We start from the raw sequence: 17,126 nt of genomic DNA on the forward strand, positions 1-17,126 counted from the left end.
GTATCGTCACATACACTTGGGTGCATTTCAGTTTCATTTAACTGCGGTGTTGGTGCTATGGGGTATGTGGAGGCCTAACCCTAAACTAAACAGAGGAAATACAAAATGGCAAACGTTTCAATGCGCGACATGCTTCAAGCTGGTGTTCACTTCGGTCACCAAGCACGTTACTGGAATCCTAAGATGAAGCCTTTCATCTTCGGCGCACGTAACCGTGTTCATATCATCAACCTTGAGCAAACTGTTCCAATGTTCAACAACGCACTTAAGTTTTTAACTGGTGCTGCGTCAAACAAAGGTAAAGTTCTTTTCGTTGGTACTAAGCGCGCAGCAAGCGAGTCGGTTAAAGAAGCCGCTATCGCTAGTGATCAGTATTACGTAAATCACCGTTGGTTAGGTGGTATGTTGACTAACTGGAAAACAGTTCGTCAATCAATCAAGCGTCTTAAAGACCTTGAAATCCAAAGCCAAGACGGTACTTTCGAGAAGTTAACTAAGAAAGAAACGTTAATGCTTAACCGCGAAATGGAAAAGCTTGAAAAGAGCCTTGGCGGTATCAAAAACATGGGTGGTCTTCCTGACGCACTTTTCGTTATCGATGCAGACCACGAGCACATCGCTATCCGTGAAGCTAACAACCTAGGTATTCCAGTTGTTGCGATCGTTGATACTAACTCTAACCCAGACGGTGTTGATTTCATCGTACCTGGTAATGATGATGCTATCCGTGCAATCAACCTTTACACAGGCGCAGTTGCAGCAGCAATCACTGAAGGTCGTGAGAGCAATATCGTTGCTCAAGCTGAGAAAGACGACTTCGTAGAAGCTGAGTAATTAGCTGTCATCAAGTCTTCATCTAATTTTAGATGAAGACTTGCTATTCTTGTAGAGCGGGTAACCCGCTTATCTAAACCTGAATTCAGATTTGAGGATTTACTAATGGCTGTAACTACTGCCCTAGTTAAAGAATTACGCGAGCGTACCGGCGCTGGCATGATGGATTGTAAAAAAGCGTTAACTGAAACAGATGGTGACATCGAGTTAGCGATTGAAAATATGCGTAAAAGTGGCGCTGCAAAAGCTGCTAAAAAAGCAGGTAACATTGCTGCTGAAGGTACTATCATCATCAAGCAAAATGCAGGTGTTGCAGTACTAGTTGAAGTTAACTGTCAAACTGACTTCGTAGCAAAAGACGTAAGTTTCTTAGCATTTGCTAACAAAGTTGCTGATGCTGCTATTGCAGAAACGATTTCTATCGAAGACTTACAAGCTAAGTTCGAAGAAGATCGTGTTGAACTAGTTACTAAAATTGGCGAAAACATCAACGTACGTCGTTTACAGTACATTGCTGGTGAGCAACTAGTTGAGTACCGTCACGGTGAGCGTATTGGTGTTGTTGTTGCGGGTGTTGCTGATGAAGAAACACTTAAGCACGTTGCAATGCACGTTGCTGCTTCAAACCCAGAGTACCTAGCACCTGAAGATGTACCTGCTGACGTTGTTGAAAAAGAAAAGCAAGTACAAATTGAAATCGCGATGAACGAAGGCAAGCCTGCTGAAATCGCTGAGAAGATGGTTGTTGGTCGCATGAAAAAATTCACTGGTGAGGTTTCTCTTACTGGTCAAGCTTTCATCATGGAACCTAAAAAATCTGTTGGCGAAATTCTTAAAGAGAAAAACGCAACAGTTACTGGCTTCGTACGTGTAGAAGTTGGTGAAGGTATCGAGAAGAAAACTGAAGATTTTGCTGCTGAAGTTGCTGCACAGATTGCTGCTGCTAAAGGTCAATAAAATCGATTTCCTTTGACGAAAAAGTGAGTTAGATGAAATTATTCTGTTATTTGCTTTTGCGTCATCGCTGAAAATTCTTTAAAATAACCGCGCTCTTTATGTGAAAATCATAAGCGCGGTTATTTTTTATCCTTTTTTTATAAAGTTGGCCCAAATACTATGACAATCAATCGTAAACCTATTTTTAGACGCGTTCTTCTCAAATTAAGCGGTGAAGCACTGATGGGAGACGAAGGCTTCGGCATCGACCCAAAAGTATTAGATCGTATGGCGCAAGAAATCAAAGAGCTTGTAGAACTCGACGTAGAAGTGGGTTTAGTTATCGGTGGCGGTAACTTTTTACGTGGCGGCTCACTTGCTGAAGCAGGCATGAATCGCGTAGTTGGCGATCATATGGGGATGCTAGCAACTGTCATGAATGGTCTTGCAATGCGTGATGCGTTGCACCGTGCATTTGTAAATTGTCGTTTAATGTCAGCTATCCCACTTAACGGTGTGTGTGATGCATACAATTGGGCTGAGGCAATTAGCTTATTAAAAACGGGCCGTGTAGTTATTTTTGCAGCCGGTACTGGTAATCCATTCTTTACAACGGATTCGGCCGCGTGTTTACGTGGTATTGAAATTGAAGCCGATACCGTGATTAAAGCCACCAAGGTTGACGGTGTTTACAGTGATGATCCGGTAAAAAATCCAGAGGCGACACTTTACCGTCACTTGAGCTACAATGAAATCATTGAAAAAGAATTAAAAGTAATGGATCTTGCGGCATTCACTCTTGCGCGTGATCACAAGATGCCGTTGAGCGTATTTAATATGAATAAATCAGGCGCTTTAAAGCGTGTAATTATGGGCGAAGAAGAAGGCACTCTTATCTCTTCACAAGCCTCAGATGAAGTTATTAACTAGATTAGGATTGAACCGTGATAAACGATATTCAAAAAGATGCTGCAGAACGTATGCAGAAAAGTGTAACGGCACTTAGCAGTCAACTATCTAAAATCCGTACTGGCCGTGCTCATCCGGCAATATTAGATGGCATTATGGTGCCATACTACGGCGCACCAACGCCATTGAACCAAGTTGCCAATGTAACAATTGAAGATTCACGTACACTTGCGTTAAGTGTATTTGATAAATCGCTTGCACAAGCGGTAGAGAAAGCAATCATGGCATCTGACTTAGGTTTAAACCCAATGTCAGCAGGTTCTGTGATCCGTGTACCACTTCCTCCGCTAACTGAGGAACGTCGTAAAAACTTAATTAAAATCGTTCGTGGTGAAGTTGAAAGCGGCCGTGTTGCAATCCGTAATATTCGTCGTGATGCTAACGGTGACGTTAAAAACTTATTGAAAGATAAAGATATTTCTGAAGATGAAGCGCGTCAATCTGATGATGCAATTCAAAAGCTTACGGACAAATTCATTAAAGAGATGGACACTCAATTAGCGGCGAAAGAAGCCGAGTTGATGGAAATCTAAGCTAGTAAATTTATTAGTTTTGAAACGCCGTCTGGGGTATACTAGGCGGCGTTTTTTTATGGAATACTCGATATTTATGGTTCTTAACGCTGATAAAATTTCCCAGCAATGTTTACCCAAGCATGTCGCTATAATCATGGATGGCAATGGTCGTTGGGCACAAGCCAAGAATAGGCCACGTGTGTACGGTCATAAAAAAGGCGTGGATGCGGTTCGTCAGTCTGTGCAGTTTTGTACTAAATTAGGAGTAGAGTCATTGACTCTATTCGCTTTTAGTAGTGAAAACTGGCATCGCCCCGAAGATGAAGTCAGTACCTTGATGGAGCTGTTTTTGTTTGTGCTGAGTAAGGAAGTTAAAAAGCTACACAAAAATAATGTTAAGTTAACCATTATTGGTGACTTATCTCGTTTTTCAGATACTTTGCGCAGCAAGGTTGATGCAGCACATGAATTAACGGCTAATAATACTGGTTTGCAACTGAATGTAGCGGCAAATTATGGTGGTCGATGGGATATAACAAATGCTGCAAAGCAATTAGGTAAGCTGATTGCTGCAGGGACGTTAAACCCTGATGATATTACAGAGCACGATTTAGCCGCCCATATGAGTATGCAAGATCAGGCTGAACCTGACTTGTTGATCCGTACTGGTGGCGATTTACGCATAAGCAACTTTTTATTGTGGCAAGCTGCTTATGCTGAACTTTACTTTACCGATACGCTTTGGCCTGACTTCAATGAAGCAGCTTTTGCTGATGCTATCGCTTGTTACGTTGCCAGAGAGCGACGGTTTGGTTGTACTGGCGAACAAATAAAACAATTACTCGCTGAAACCTAATTAAAAAGGGTAACACTTTGCTAAAACAACGAATTTTAACCTCTTTAGTGCTAGCGCCTTTGGCACTGGTGTTGGTTTTTTATACACCTCTTACATTGTTTAGTTACATTGCTGGCGCGATTGTTTTATTAGGCGCGTGGGAATGGTCGGCATTTATGGGGTTATGCGATAAAGTTAAACGTTTTTCGTTTGTGACGTTTATTGGCTTGTTACTGGTACTGCTTAATTGGCATTGGCCAATTGATGGACTGTGGGTCGACGGCCAGCTCGTAGGAGACGCAAATTATATATTCACACTGTCATTTTCGTGGTGGATTGTAGCCACCTACCTAGTGTGGCGCTACCCAGCAATGGCTAAAGCATGGAACGAAGGAGTGGTTATGCGCGCTATTGCCGGTATTCTCACCTTAGTACCGCTGTGGCTTGCGCTTAATACACTGCGCAGTGCTAACTATGAGCAATCAACGCACTTTGGTTCGATGCTTATTTTAGTGGTACTGGGGATCGTATGGAGTGCTGACATTGGTGCATACTTTACGGGTAAAAACTTTGGCAAGCATAAGTTAATGCCAAAAGTGAGCCCTAATAAAACCATTGAAGGTTTAGCTGGTGGCTTAGTTGCTGCGGTAATTTTTGTTTTAGCGTTTTGTCATTTTACCAATGTAGATATGTCTGTTTGGCCAATTTACGCGATTATGACTGTATTCATCGCGTTATTCTCAGCTATTGGCGACTTACTCGAAAGTATGTTTAAACGCGAAGCTGGTCTTAAAGATAGTGGCTCATGTTTGCCTGGCCATGGGGGTATTTTAGATCGCCTTGACAGCCTAACTGCTGCAGCCCCCATTTTTGTGTTGTGCTATGCATGGACACTTAGTTTATGAGTTGTAGACAACAACTCGTCATTCTCGGCGCAACAGGTTCCATTGGTTTAAGTACCTTAGATGTTGTTGCGCGTAATCAAGAACAGTTTGCTGTATTTGCACTTGCGGCAGGTAATAATAGTGAATTGATGGCGCAATTGTGTATTGCTCATCAACCACGCTTTGCAGTGATGGCAGATGACAGCGCTGCAGCTAAGTTAAGCCAACACTTATCGGGCAGTGGCTGCAAAACAGTGATCCGCAGTGGCATTGCCGCCATGAGTGAACTGGCCGCTCACCCAGACGTTGACGCGGTAATGTCGGCGATTGTTGGTGCAGCAGGGCTCATACCTACACTCAGTGCGGTAGAAGCAGGTAAAAAAGTATTACTGGCGAATAAAGAATCTTTAGTCATGTCAGGTCAGTTGTTTATTGATAAAGTAAAACAACATAAAGCCACTTTACTACCGATTGACAGTGAACATAATGCCATATTCCAGTGCCTGCCAAGTGCACTGCAAGGCTCTAAAACTAATGCACAGTTACATGAGCATGGGGTAAGTAAAATTTTACTTACCGGTTCTGGTGGGCCTTTTTTAACGTGTGATATTGCCTCTTTAAAAGACGTTACTGTGGCACAAGCCGTGGCGCATCCAAATTGGTCGATGGGACAAAAGATATCTGTTGATTCAGCCACTATGATGAATAAAGGCCTTGAGTTTATTGAGGCTAAATGGCTATTTAACTGCCAGGCAAACGATATTGAAGTGGTCATTCACCCGCAAAGTATTATTCATTCAATGGTGCAATACCAAGATGGCTCGGTGCTAGCGCAAATGGGGAATCCAGATATGCGTACACCGATTGCTCATGCTTTAGCATACCCACAGCGTATTGATGCTGGAGTAACACCACTGGATTTTTCACAGCTTGCTGATTTTACTTTTACGAAACCAGATTTTGCCCGCTATCCCAATTTACAATTAGCTATTGCTGCGTGTAATGCTGGACAAGGTGCTACAACGACAGTTAATGCTGCCAATGAAATTGCTGTGCAGGCATTTTTACAAGGGCAGATAGGCTTTACTGATATATACCGCATTAATGCACAAACATTAGACACAACGGTTGATGTAAACGTACACACGCTCGATGAAATTCTTGAATGTGACCGTTTAGCTCGACTTCAAGCGACGCAACTCATTGCAAAGGTAGTACGCTAATATGTTCGATTTTCTGTGGAATTTAGGTTCTTTTATTCTAGCGCTGGGAATTTTAGTAACAGTGCATGAATATGGCCATTTTTGGGTTGCCCGCAAAGCGGGTGTGAAGGTGTTAAGGTTTTCTATTGGCTTTGGTAAACCGCTAATAAAATGGCACGATAAACACGACACTGAATATGTCATTGCAGCAATTCCTTTAGGTGGCTACGTGAAAATGCTTGATGAACGTGTTGATGAGGTGTCAGCTGAACAACGTCACTTATCATTTAATGCCAAGTCAGTACAAGCGCGTATCGCGATTGTAGCGGCAGGCCCGCTGGCTAACTTTATATTTGCTATCTTTGCTTTAGCTGCGATGTACATGGTTGGGGTTCAATCGGTGAAGCCGGTGGTTGGCTCAGTAAATGAGGGTAGCCGCGCTGAGCAAGCCGGTATTATGCCAAGTCAGCAAATTATAAAAATTGGCGATGATGATATTGCTACCTGGCAAGATGCTACGTTTGCGTTAATGGCCAGCCTAGGTGATAAAAGCGTTGCAGTTACCGTGCGTGACGAGCAATTTCAAGAACAGGTTAAAATGCTTGATATTGATGGTTGGAAACTTGATCAACAAGATGTGCCACCATTAGCTTCATTAGGTATTGTACCGTTTCGTCCGCAGGCGACTTTAACCGTTGCCACAATTTCGCCAAACTCTGCTGCAGCAGACGCTAATTTACAAGCAGGCGATGAAATTATCGCAGTAAATGGTGAAACAATAACCAGTTGGACGCAGTTAGTTAATGTTATTCAGCAATCCGCTAACAAATCATTACAATTTAGTGTAAAAAGACAAGATAGTATAGAGCTGCTAAATGTTACGCCGAAAGGACAACGTAATAGTGATGGCTTGCTACAAGGCTTTTTAGGTGTAGCGCCGGTGGTTGAAACATGGCCAGATGGTTACATTGAAACTAGACATTATGGTCCACTCGATAGTATGGTGCTGGGCGTAAGTGAAACATGGCGCTTGATCAGCCTAAGTTTTGATATGATTGGTAACTTAATTACTGGTCAAGTATCAGTGAAGAATTTAAGTGGTCCAGTTGGTATTGCTGTTGGAGCGGGAACTAGCGTAAGCTATGGCTTAGTAGCGTTTTTAGGCTTCTTAGCATTGATAAGTGTAAACCTGGGCGTATTTAATTTATTGCCCTTACCAGTGCTTGATGGTGGGCACTTAATGTATTACATAATTGAACTTTTTCGTAAAAAGCCGGTCTCTGAAAAGACACAAGAATTTGGTTTTAAAGTGGGTGCCTTGCTACTCATTTTTCTTACATGTTTCGCTTTGTTCAATGATGTATCGCGATTGTAAGCAATTGCGACAGTCTCGAATTAAAACACGATTGTAAAACACCGCTAAAGTATAATTTTAAGGTGTTGAGCGGTAATACCGTTGTAAAGGATAAAGATAATAAAATGGCTATAAAAAAACATTTGGCAGTAACAAGTTTATTAGGTGCTAGCTTTGCAGCCCTAGGCCAAAACTCCTTTATTGTTGACGATTTAAAAGTTGAAGGCTTACAGCGCGTTGCGTTGGGAGCGGCATTGACACATATTCCTATTAATGTGGGTGATAATGTTGATGACTACACAATTTCAAAAACGATTAAGTCTTTGTATAACTCAGGTCACTTCGACAACATCAAGGCACTACGTGATGGCAATAATGTTATTTTTAAAGTAACAGAGCGCCCAACAATTAGTGTTATTGAGTTTGAAGGTAATAAAGACATTAAAGACGAGCAGCTTACTCAGTCGCTTGATCAGCAAGATATTCGCCAAGGTGAACCACTGGATAAAACTGTGGTGGATAACATCGAGAAAGGCTTAATAGAGTTTTTCCACAGTATTGGTAAATACAACGCTAAAATTGATGTCAGTATCACTAAGTTACCGCGTAACCGCGTTAAGCTAAAACTTGAGTTTGATGAAGGCGATGCCGCATCTATTCGTCAGATCAACTTAGTTGGTAATGAATTATTTAGTGATGAAGACTTGTTAGCACTTGCTGAGTCACAACAAGATTTACCTTGGTGGCAGTTTATGGGCAGCGATCGCTACCAGAAACAAACCATTGAAGGCGATCTCGAGAAAATTCGTAGTTATTATTTAGACCGTGGTTACTTACGTTTTAATATTGACTCAACACAAGTATCAGTTAGTCCTGAGCGTGAATCTGTGTATGTAACAGCTAACATCACCGAAGGCGTTAAATACAAAGTGAAAGGCTTTGACTTCATTGGTGATTTACTTGGCCGTGAAGAACTGATCAAAAGCGTTATTCCACTTCGTGCCGGTGAACTTTATAATGGCTCAGTGGTTACCTCATCTGAAGAATTTATCAAAAGTTATTTAGCTCGTTTCGGTTATGCGAATGCGGAAGTTCGCACCATTCCTGAAATTGACGATGAAAACAAAGAAGTTCAGTTAACACTCTCAGTTAATCCTGGTCAGCGTGTTTATGTTCGTCGTATTATCGTTGGTGGTAACCAAAATACCGCAGATGAAGTATTACGTCGTGAAATGACCCAGCTGGAAGGCGCCTGGTTATCGAATCAGAATCTTGAGCGTTCAAAGCTACAAATTCAACGTCTTCCTTACATGGAAAGTGTTGATTTTAATGTTGTGCCAGTCCCTGGTATAGATGACCAAGTTGATGTCGATTTTACTGTTAAAGAGCAATCAGCAGGTAGCTTTAATGCAGGTCTTGCTTATGGTTCTTACTTAGGTCTGCAATTTAATATCGGTGTTACTGAGTCTAACTTCTTAGGCACGGGTAACCAGATTGGCTTTAACATCAATACCTCGCGTGGTTCAGAACGTGTTAGTTTATCGTATACCGACCCTTACTTCACCCCAGATGGTGTGTCGCAAGGCAGTAGTATTTTCTACAGTAATTACGATGCAAGTAAGTTTAGCCTCATCGATTACAAATCGAAAAGCTACGGGATTGGTACTAATATAGGATTCCCGATTGATGCGGTAAACCGTATCAACTTTGGTGTACGTTGGATCCAAGAAGAATTATCTGAAATTGCTGAATATGAGCAAACTCGTGTTATGCGTGAGACCTTCTTAGACCCGAATAATCCAGATAAAGGATTTGATTTTACTAAGTACGAACTCAGCGTTGGCTGGTCTCGTGTGACAGTAAACCGTGGCTTATTCCCAACTGCAGGTTCGCGTCAAACATTAAACTTAACAGGTACTACGCCAAACTCTGATTTAACTTACTTTAAGTTAAACTATGACTCGCGTTTTTATTGGCCGCTTTCGAATAACCATCGTTGGGTATTCTCAACCCGTGCTGCGCTTGGTTATGGTAACGGTTATGGCACAACCAATGGTTACGACCAAACATTGCCATTCCAAGAGTACTTTCGTATAACAGAAATGGAATTACGCGGTTTTGACCGTAATACTATATTGCCGCGCGCAATATCACGTACGCCACAGTTAATTCCGGGCACTTCGTTGCCAGATGGTGGCCTAACAGGCAATATAGGCGGTTCGCCAGAGTTTGATGTGTTAACACCACAAGGGCGTATTGGTGGTAATGCTAAAGCGGTTGCTGGCATGGAGTTAATTGTGCCAACTCCATTCTTGGATGAAGATAATACCAGTTCTGTACGTACCAGCTTCTTTATTGATGCTGCAAACGTATGGGATACTGAATTTAACGTTGATCGTTATAAAAATTTAGGGCCGGATGAACGCGCTAAGCTTGAGGATTATTCAGATCCGCTGCGCTTTAGGGTATCAACCGGTTTATCACTACAATGGATCTCACCTATGGGTCCTATGTTGATTAGTTTTGCGTATCCATTGCAACAAGAAGAAGATGACGATACGAAGACCATCAGCTTTAACATTAGTAATACATTCTAAAGGAGTTTTTTGTGAAAAAATCATTTAAATCATCGGCAATTGCCATTTTAGCTACACTTATGATGGGTACTTCTGCAAGTGCTTTTGCACATAAAGTAGGTATCGTAGATATGCAAGAAATCTACAAACAAATCCCACAAATGGCAAAAGTTGAGCAAACATTACAAGCTGAATTTGCTGAGCGTCGTCAAGAGCTTGAGAAGTTACAGGGCGATATCCGCTTTGAAGCAGAAAAATTCAAGCGTGAAAGCACTACGATGAGCCAAGCGCAAAAAGATGCCTTACGTGAAAAAGTGGAAGGTATGCAAAAAAATCTTGCTGAAAAAGGTCGTCCTTTAGAGCAAGAAATTAAAGTTCGTCAAAATCAAGAATTAGCTAAAGTTCAAGGTCTTATCATCAAAGCAATCGAAGATATTGCCAAAGATGGTAAATATGATGAAGTTAAAGTTAAAGATACTACTATCTACTTTAACCCTAAAACGGTAGTTGATTTATCAAGTAAAGTTGTTGATCAAGTAAGTAAGCAATAGAACTGATATATGCATAATTATACGCTTTCGCAGATTGCGGAACTTCTAGGCGCCACGCTTGACGGTGATGGCGCTTGGGAAATCTCAAAAATTGCTACACTTGCAAATGCCCAGTCTGGGCATATTGCATTTTTAGCGAATAAGAAATATCGCTCACAACTTAGTGATACTCAAGCGGGGGCAGTGATCCTATCTGCCGCAGACGCAGAGTATTATCAAGGTAATAAGCTCATTGTTGCTAACCCCTATGTTTGCTATGCGAAATTAGCCCAGTTACTCGATACAACTCCACGCTCAGCGTCACCAGGTATTCACCCAAGTGCGGTGGTCCATTCTGATGCTACAGTTGCAAGCACAGCTGCTATTGCAGCTAATGCGGTGATTGAAGCCGGAGCGGTAATTGGTGATAACGTGCAAATAGGTGCTAATTGCTTTATTGGTGAAAACACAAAAATTGGCAATGGCACAAAACTGTGGGCAAATGTCAGTGTTTATCATGATGTAGAGATTGGCAATGATTGTTTATTTCAATCAAGTAGCGTAATCGGCAGTGATGGCTTTGGCTATGCAAACGATAAAGGACAATGGATAAAAATCCCTCAGCTTGGTCGCGTTATTATTAGTGACAAGGTTGAAATTGGTGCAGGTACTACGGTTGATCGCGGCGCAATAGACGACACGATTATTCACAGCAATGTGATTATCGATAACCAATGTCAAATTGCTCATAATGTTGAAATTGGTTCAGGCACAGCAATTGCTGGCTGTACCGTGATAGCTGGTAGTACAACTATTGGTAAAAATTGCCAGATTGCGGGGCTTGTAGGCATAAATGGTCACATAGATATCTGTGATGGTGTTATACTTACGGGTATGAGCATGGTGACTAAAGCGATTACGGAACCTGGTGTTTATTCCTCAGGGCTTCCACACTCTTCAAATAAAGAGTGGCGCAGAAACATTGCCCATTTACGTAATCTGCCAGAGATGAAAGTTCGCCTTAAAGCGCTAGAGACTCTGACTAAGTCATTAAACGTTGATCATTAATAAGGATGCTATTTTGGCAAACGAATTAAATAGCCTTGATATACAAGAAATTTTAAGCTTACTTCCGCATCGTTACCCGATGCTACTAGTTGACCGTGTGCTTGATTACACCCCTGGTGAATCATTACATGCAATTAAGAACGTAACTTTTAATGAACCGATTTTTACCGGCCATTTCCCTAACCAGCCAATTTTTCCTGGTGTATTAATTTTAGAAGCCATGGCACAGGCAACCGGTTTATTGGGTTTTAAAACTGTCGAAAATCGCAGTGAAAATGAACTATACTTATTTGCAGCGATAGATAATGCGCGCTTTAAACAACCAGTAACGCCTGGTGACACCATGCATTTACACGTTCAATTTTTAAAAGAGCGTCGTAATATTTGGAAGTTTGCAGCAGAAGCAAAAGTTGATGGCAAAATAGTATGTAGTGCCGAAATCATGTGTGCGAGAAGAGAGCTTTAATTGTGATCCATCCTACAGCGATAATCGAATCAGGTGCAAAGTTAGGTAATAATGTATCAGTTGGCCCTTACAGCTACATTGGCAACGATGTGGTTATTGGTGACAACTGCATTATCGAATCCCATGTTGTGGTCAAAGGTCCGTCAACAATAGGTTCAGGCAATCATATATTTCAATTTGCGTCTGTAGGTGAAGCCTGCCAAGACAAAAAATATAATAATGAGCCAACCACACTTATCATTGGCGATAACAATGTTATTCGTGAATGCGCGACTATCCACCGAGGTACAATTCAAGACCAAGGTGTGACTAAGATTGGCAGCAATAATTTATTTATGGCTTACACTCACGTAGCTCATGATGCAGTGATTGGCGATAACGTTATTTTTGCTAATAATGCATCTGTTGCAGGCCATGTACATATTGGTGACTGGGTTATCTTAGCGGGTAATTCAGGTATTCATCAATTCTGTAAAGTGGGGGCACATGCCTTTGTAGGTATGTACTCTGGCGTCAACAAAGATGTGCCGCCGTTTGTAACAACCATAGGTACGCCAGCAGGTCCTGTTGCAATTAATACTGAAGGCATGAAACGCCGTGGTTTTGAAAGCGATGAAGTAATGGCAACACGTCGTGCTTATAAAACATTATACCGCAAGAGCTTAGGTGTTGAAGAGGCACTTGCAGCGCTTGCTGATGATGCCGCTAAGTACCCAGCAGTACAGTTAATGGTTGATTTTGTGAAAAATTCTGAACGCGGTATTATTCGTTAATTCGTTTATGCTGTGTATAAAAGCCACCAGTTATTAAGTTAACTTGGTGGCTTTTTTGTATTCACTGTTTTGTATTTACTTTAATTCAGTTGCAGCTCAGTTGATACCTGCTATCTTTATGCATTCTAAGGGAGCGTTGAATTTTGATTAAAGCACTTTTAATTAGCTTATCACTGGCTATTTTAGCTGGCTGTAGTAGCTCGCCTACAAACTATTCTGCAACAAGCACAGGTATTCGTGAGCAGGGAAATGCTAGCTTTTATGCCGATAAATACCATGGTCGGCTGACCGATAGTGGTGAAAATTTGACCAGCAAGCCATGACTGCGGCGCACAAACAGCTCCCTTTTAACAGCAAAGTTAAAGTCACAAACACAGCAAATAACCGTTCAGTGGTCGTTAGAGTGAATGATCGCGGTCCTTTTATTCGCGGCCGTATCATCGATTTAACAAAGCATGCGTTTGAGCAACTCGCAGAGCCAAGCTCGGGCGTTATTAACGTAACCGTTGAAGTAATTGATTAAAAGCGTGTGATCAAGTTCACGTACTCAGGTTGCTCTGCTAATAGTTGCTGATGCGTTGCAATCGCTTTTATTTGCCCTTGCTCTAACCAAATTACGTTATCCATATTGGCAAGTAAGGCAGGGTCGTGAGTTATGCTGATCACAGTACAGTGCTGCATGCTGGTTAATATCGCATCCATAACTTGATGCTTCGATTGATTGTCGAGGCCTTCGGTTGGCTCATCAAGCACTAAAATAGCTGGTGCTCTGAGTAAGGCTTGCGCTAACGCTAAACGCCGCGATTGCCCGCGCGACAAACTTCTGCCACCTGTGCCTAAGCGGGTGTCTAATCCTAGTTTTAACTCGCTAAGCCAATCATCTAACTGTGCTTGTTGACAGGCTGTGCGCATTTGTTGTTTAGTTGCTGAGGGCGCCGCATAGCGTAAGTTTTCAGCAATGGTGCCATCAAAAATATGATGTTGTTGTGCGACTATGTTAATCAGTTCGCAGCGATTTTGTTGACTGATCGTGTTAATTGCTATGGTTTTGTCTGCTGAAGTTAGATTTATCTCACCATTTTGCTGTGGCCATAAACCACTGAGTAAATTAACCAGCGTACTTTTCCCACTGCCGCTTTGCCCCACAATCGCGACTTTTTGCAGTGGCTCAATCGCAAAACTTAAGTTGTTAAGCGCAAAAGTATCACTGTGGTAACAATAACTAAGATCTTTAAATTCAAGCCCTAAAGGTTGCACTGATAACGACTCCTGAACGCTTGTAGTTTCAGGGCGCAGTTTATCTTCTAAATCAAAAATACGCTTTGCAGCGCTTAGCGCTACGGGCAATTGAATAAACGCATTTGGCAGCGTTAGCACCGTTTCAAAACTAGCAAGCACAAATAAACTAAGCATTGCCAGTTCAACATTGGCCATAGCTCCGCTGTAAACTAGCGGTGCAATTATCACAATGGCACCGAGCATACTCAGTTGTACTATTAATAGTGATATGCCATTACTATGTGCTTCGGCGCTATGGCGAACAAATAGTTGCCGATTATAGCGTTCACTGGCTGCCCGACATTGCTCAATTTGTTGCTCGGTGGCTTGATAGATAGCCAACTCTCGTAAGCCACTTAGGGTATCTGATAATTCAGCACGTAAAGTCGCCGAATAGTGAGTTTCGAGGTCGGCAGTTTGCTGAAGTTGTTTACTCAGTATGATCGGCAGGGCAACGCCTACTATTAAGAGTGCAGTAAAGCATAGTAACGCTACATTACTGTTGTAGGCTGCCATAATTGCAACCACAATTGGCACGCTGATTAGCGCAACAATCATCGGTAATAATACGTTTAAGTAAAATTTATCGAGCGCTTCAACGTCATTTTGCATGCGGTTAAATAGATCGGCGCTGCGGCTCATGGCTAAATCAACATTGCTTAGCTGGCTTAGCGTGTTAAAAACACTGACACGAATTTCACTTAATAATAAAAAGGTGGCGTTGTGGGTTACCAATCGCTCGCCGTAACGAGAGGCGGTTCTTACGATTGCCAAAAATCTAATTGTGCCGGCTGGTGTGAAGTAATTCATTTGCGTGCCAGCCAAGCCAGCTGCAGCCATGGCGGCTAAAAACCAACCAGAAATAGCCAATAAGCCAACGTTTGCCAGTACTGTTAAGGTTGCTAAAAATGCCCCTAACAGCATGGCACCTAGGTGCGGTCTACACAGTTTTAATAAACGTAAAAAATTAGTCATGCTGTTTACTCCTTGCATGCACTAAATCAAACAGCGCGCCTTGGTTATCGATGAGGGTTTTAAAGCTACCTTGCTCAATAACAGCACCATCTTTCATTACAATAACTTGTTTAGCTTGTGCAATGGTATTTAAGCGATGGGCTATCACCACAACGAGATGTTGCTGTGCATAATGATTGATAGCCGCTTGCACCTGTTGCTCAGTTTGGCTATCGAGGTGTGCGGTTGGCTCATCAAGGATCAAAATTGGCGCTTGTTTTAAAAATGCCCGAGCTAAAGCGATCCGCTGCTTTTGCCCGCCTGAGAGTCCTTCGCCTTGTTCACCAATTTGAGTGTCAAAGCCCTCTGGTAATTGATTGATAAACTCAAGTGCACCAGCTTGCTCTGCTGCAGTTTCTAGCTGCGTGAGTGTGGCATCCGGTTTGGCCAATAGTAAGTTAGCTTTGATACTGTTAAACAATAAAGTAGGTTGTTGTGGGATCCAGGCAATATGTTGCTGCCATTGCTTAATGTGTGATGCGGCTAATTGTTGTTGATTTACCGTAACAGCACCGATCACCTGAGGATGAAACCCTAATAAACAATCGAGTAAGGTGCTTTTACCAGCACCACTTTGACCAACGATGGCATACAGGCCTGTGCCTGCAAATGTTAGGTTTATATTGTTAACGCCTTCATTACTTTGTGGGTAATGAAAATTTAAATTATCAATATTTAGTTGTTCGATACTTGGTAAGTTTAAGCTATTTTGAGTATTTGGTTGTATGTTCTCAAGAGCCTTAGCAGGGAGTGGCTTATTCAATATTTTTAGCATATCAGCGGCGGCACTAATCCCTTCTAATCGGGCATGGTAATGGCTGCCGAGTTGGCGCAGCGGTAAATAAAACTCCGGGGCAAGTAACAGTACAACAAAGCCGGTCGAAAAATCTAAGGTACCAAAAAACAACCGAAAACCGATTATCACCGCTACTAACGCAACACTAATGGTCGCTAAAAACTCGAGTGCGAAAGATGATAAAAATGCGATTTTTAATACGTTTAAAGTCGCATGGCGAAAGTCATCGGAAATTTTGGCAATTTGTTTTAGTTCGCGCGTAGTCGCATTAAATAACTTTAGTTGGGTTAAGCCTTGTAAGCGGTCAAAAAAGTAATTACCCAACACAGCTAGTTGTTGCCAACGTTGTTGATTCAGTTGTTCTGCTTTGTGGCCAACCAAAATCATAAAAAACGGAATTAGGGGGGCGGTGAATAAAAAAATCAACCCAGCTTTCCAATCGGTAGGAAAAATCACCATCAGGATAGCCAAAGGAATAAGCGCACTGTAAGCCACGCTCGGTAAATAATTAGCATAATAATCGTGCAGTGCTTCAACACCATTGTGTAGGGTGTTTAAAGTCGCGCCATGACCTTGTTGTTCAATATAACTTGGCCCAAGTAAGGTGAGTTTCTCGAGTAAAGCATGGCGCATTGCAGTTTTAATTTTAAGTGCGGCTTGGGCACTTATGCGCTGCGAAAATCCAAGCAATATTCCGCGCCCTAAAATCAATGCTGCTAATGGCCAAAGTAAAGGGGTAATAGTGGCTAAATTGGCGTGTTCAAACATCACTAAATGAATTGATCGTGCCACTAAATAAGCACTGGCAATCATCAATAATGCGTTAAATGTTCCTAGCGCAATACTGATTTTTAAAAGACTGCCAGCGTGATTGGAATGCGTTTTTAAAAACGCGCGTAGCGTAGTTTGCTGCGCGCGATTTGGTCGGGGGTTAGTCGTCATTTTGGCGATTAAGCCTATCGTGTAATTCTTGTTCGTCGTCAGCGATACTGTCTTTGTTCTGGCCAAATTCGTACCACATAACGTTGATCACACCTAACGTACAGGCTAATAAAACACCGAGTATCCAAGCAAAATACCACATAGATCAAATCTC

Annotated in this window: 16 protein-coding genes and 1 pseudogene; 14 read left to right on the forward strand and 3 right to left on the reverse strand. The window is 42.0% G+C overall.

What is annotated here, in order from left to right; genetic code table 11:
- The first annotated feature begins 105 nt into the window (after positions 1-105).
- The 14 genes and pseudogenes from rpsB to H5182_RS13455 all read left to right on the forward strand — a co-directional run bounded on the left by rpsB (position 106) and on the right by H5182_RS13455 (position 13,465).
- On the forward strand, positions 106-834 hold the full coding sequence (gene rpsB, locus H5182_RS13390) for a 30S ribosomal protein S2 (protein ID WP_145240470.1): 729 nt from the start codon (positions 106-108) through the stop codon (positions 832-834).
- Positions 835-939: 105 nt separating this feature from the next.
- Entirely contained in the window at positions 940-1,791 is an 852-nt protein-coding gene (tsf, locus tag H5182_RS13395) for a translation elongation factor Ts (RefSeq protein WP_145240472.1), read from the forward strand.
- Between the two features lie 159 nt (positions 1,792-1,950).
- Positions 1,951-2,700, forward strand: a complete 750-nt coding sequence (pyrH, locus tag H5182_RS13400; RefSeq protein WP_145240474.1) for a UMP kinase — start codon at positions 1,951-1,953, stop codon at positions 2,698-2,700.
- A 50-nt stretch (positions 2,701-2,750) separates the two neighbouring features.
- Positions 2,751-3,272 carry a ribosome recycling factor gene (gene frr / locus H5182_RS13405; protein WP_215909106.1) on the forward strand — a complete coding sequence of 174 codons (522 nt, stop codon included), beginning with the start codon at positions 2,751-2,753 and terminating at the stop codon, positions 3,270-3,272.
- Positions 3,273-3,330: 58 nt separating this feature from the next.
- Complete coding sequence (locus H5182_RS13410) at positions 3,331-4,110, forward strand: isoprenyl transferase (RefSeq protein WP_145240478.1); 780 nt, start codon at positions 3,331-3,333, stop codon at positions 4,108-4,110.
- A 17-nt stretch (positions 4,111-4,127) separates the two neighbouring features.
- A complete protein-coding gene (locus H5182_RS13415; RefSeq protein ID WP_145240480.1) occupies positions 4,128-4,994 on the forward strand; it encodes a phosphatidate cytidylyltransferase in 867 nt (288 codons plus the stop codon).
- Positions 4,991-6,196 (forward strand): 1-deoxy-D-xylulose-5-phosphate reductoisomerase, encoded by a 1,206-nt coding sequence (gene ispC / locus H5182_RS13420; protein ID WP_145240482.1) that lies wholly within the window; start codon positions 4,991-4,993, stop codon positions 6,194-6,196. The genes H5182_RS13415 and ispC overlap by 4 nt, the downstream gene beginning before the upstream one ends.
- A 1-nt stretch (position 6,197) precedes the next feature.
- On the forward strand, positions 6,198-7,550 hold the full coding sequence (gene rseP, locus H5182_RS13425; protein ID WP_145240483.1) for a sigma E protease regulator RseP: 1,353 nt from the start codon (positions 6,198-6,200) through the stop codon (positions 7,548-7,550).
- A gap of 104 nt (positions 7,551-7,654) precedes the next feature.
- Entirely contained in the window at positions 7,655-10,126 is a 2,472-nt protein-coding gene (gene bamA, locus H5182_RS13430; RefSeq protein WP_182731381.1) for an outer membrane protein assembly factor BamA, read from the forward strand.
- A gap of 11 nt (positions 10,127-10,137) precedes the next feature.
- Positions 10,138-10,656 carry an OmpH family outer membrane protein gene (locus H5182_RS13435; RefSeq protein ID WP_145240487.1) on the forward strand — a complete coding sequence of 173 codons (519 nt, stop codon included), beginning with the start codon at positions 10,138-10,140 and terminating at the stop codon, positions 10,654-10,656.
- Between the two features lie 9 nt (positions 10,657-10,665).
- A complete protein-coding gene (gene lpxD, locus H5182_RS13440; protein ID WP_145240489.1) occupies positions 10,666-11,703 on the forward strand; it encodes a UDP-3-O-(3-hydroxymyristoyl)glucosamine N-acyltransferase in 1,038 nt (345 codons plus the stop codon).
- A 13-nt stretch (positions 11,704-11,716) separates the two neighbouring features.
- Positions 11,717-12,169 carry a 3-hydroxyacyl-ACP dehydratase FabZ gene (fabZ, locus tag H5182_RS13445; protein ID WP_145240491.1) on the forward strand — a complete coding sequence of 151 codons (453 nt, stop codon included), beginning with the start codon at positions 11,717-11,719 and terminating at the stop codon, positions 12,167-12,169.
- Positions 12,170-12,171: 2 nt separating this feature from the next.
- Positions 12,172-12,942, forward strand: coding sequence for an acyl-ACP--UDP-N-acetylglucosamine O-acyltransferase (gene lpxA / locus H5182_RS13450; protein ID WP_145240493.1), 771 nt, complete (start codon positions 12,172-12,174; stop codon positions 12,940-12,942).
- Between the two features lie 140 nt (positions 12,943-13,082).
- Positions 13,083-13,465: pseudogene (locus H5182_RS13455) on the forward strand (septal ring lytic transglycosylase RlpA family protein).
- On the opposite strand, the gene cydC reads toward H5182_RS13455, so the two are convergent.
- From cydC to cydX, 3 genes are read right to left on the reverse strand one after another with little or no spacing between them, the layout of a single operon-like run.
- Entirely contained in the window at positions 13,462-15,195 is a 1,734-nt protein-coding gene (cydC, locus tag H5182_RS13460; RefSeq protein ID WP_182760166.1) for a thiol reductant ABC exporter subunit CydC, read from the reverse strand. The pseudogene H5182_RS13455 and the gene cydC overlap by 4 nt on opposite strands.
- Entirely contained in the window at positions 15,188-16,972 is a 1,785-nt protein-coding gene (gene cydD / locus H5182_RS13465; RefSeq protein WP_182760167.1) for a thiol reductant ABC exporter subunit CydD, read from the reverse strand. Before cydD ends, cydC begins: the two co-directional genes overlap by 8 nt.
- On the reverse strand, positions 16,962-17,114 hold the full coding sequence (gene cydX / locus H5182_RS13470; protein ID WP_064667585.1) for a cytochrome bd-I oxidase subunit CydX: 153 nt from the start codon (positions 17,112-17,114) through the stop codon (positions 16,962-16,964). Before cydX ends, cydD begins: the two co-directional genes overlap by 11 nt.
- Between the last annotated feature and the right edge of the window lie 12 nt (positions 17,115-17,126).

Source organism: Pseudoalteromonas sp. SG44-17 (assembly GCF_014164235.1).
Lineage (GTDB): Bacteria > Pseudomonadota > Gammaproteobacteria > Enterobacterales > Alteromonadaceae > Pseudoalteromonas > Pseudoalteromonas rhizosphaerae.

Excerpts from the sequence above, each read along its gene's own strand:
- rpsB (WP_145240470.1), top strand. The coding sequence starts at position 106 with ATGGCAAACGTTTCAATGCGCGACATGCTTCAAGCTGGTGTTCACTTC.
- tsf (WP_145240472.1), top strand. The coding sequence starts at position 940 with ATGGCTGTAACTACTGCCCTAGTTAAAGAATTACGCGAGCGTACCGGC.
- pyrH (WP_145240474.1), top strand. The coding sequence starts at position 1,951 with ATGACAATCAATCGTAAACCTATTTTTAGACGCGTTCTTCTCAAATTA.
- frr (WP_215909106.1), top strand. The coding sequence starts at position 2,751 with ATGCAGAAAAGTGTAACGGCACTTAGCAGTCAACTATCTAAAATCCGT.
- H5182_RS13410 (WP_145240478.1), top strand. The coding sequence starts at position 3,331 with ATGGAATACTCGATATTTATGGTTCTTAACGCTGATAAAATTTCCCAG.
- ispC (WP_145240482.1), top strand. The coding sequence starts at position 4,991 with ATGAGTTGTAGACAACAACTCGTCATTCTCGGCGCAACAGGTTCCATT.
- rseP (WP_145240483.1), top strand. The coding sequence starts at position 6,198 with ATGTTCGATTTTCTGTGGAATTTAGGTTCTTTTATTCTAGCGCTGGGA.
- bamA (WP_182731381.1), top strand. The coding sequence starts at position 7,655 with ATGGCTATAAAAAAACATTTGGCAGTAACAAGTTTATTAGGTGCTAGC.
- lpxD (WP_145240489.1), top strand. The coding sequence starts at position 10,666 with ATGCATAATTATACGCTTTCGCAGATTGCGGAACTTCTAGGCGCCACG.
- cydC (WP_182760166.1), bottom strand. The coding sequence starts at position 15,195 with ATGACTAATTTTTTACGTTTATTAAAACTGTGTAGACCGCACCTAGGT.
- cydD (WP_182760167.1), bottom strand. The coding sequence starts at position 16,972 with ATGACGACTAACCCCCGACCAAATCGCGCGCAGCAAACTACGCTACGC.
- cydX (WP_064667585.1), bottom strand. The coding sequence starts at position 17,114 with ATGTGGTATTTTGCTTGGATACTCGGTGTTTTATTAGCCTGTACGTTA.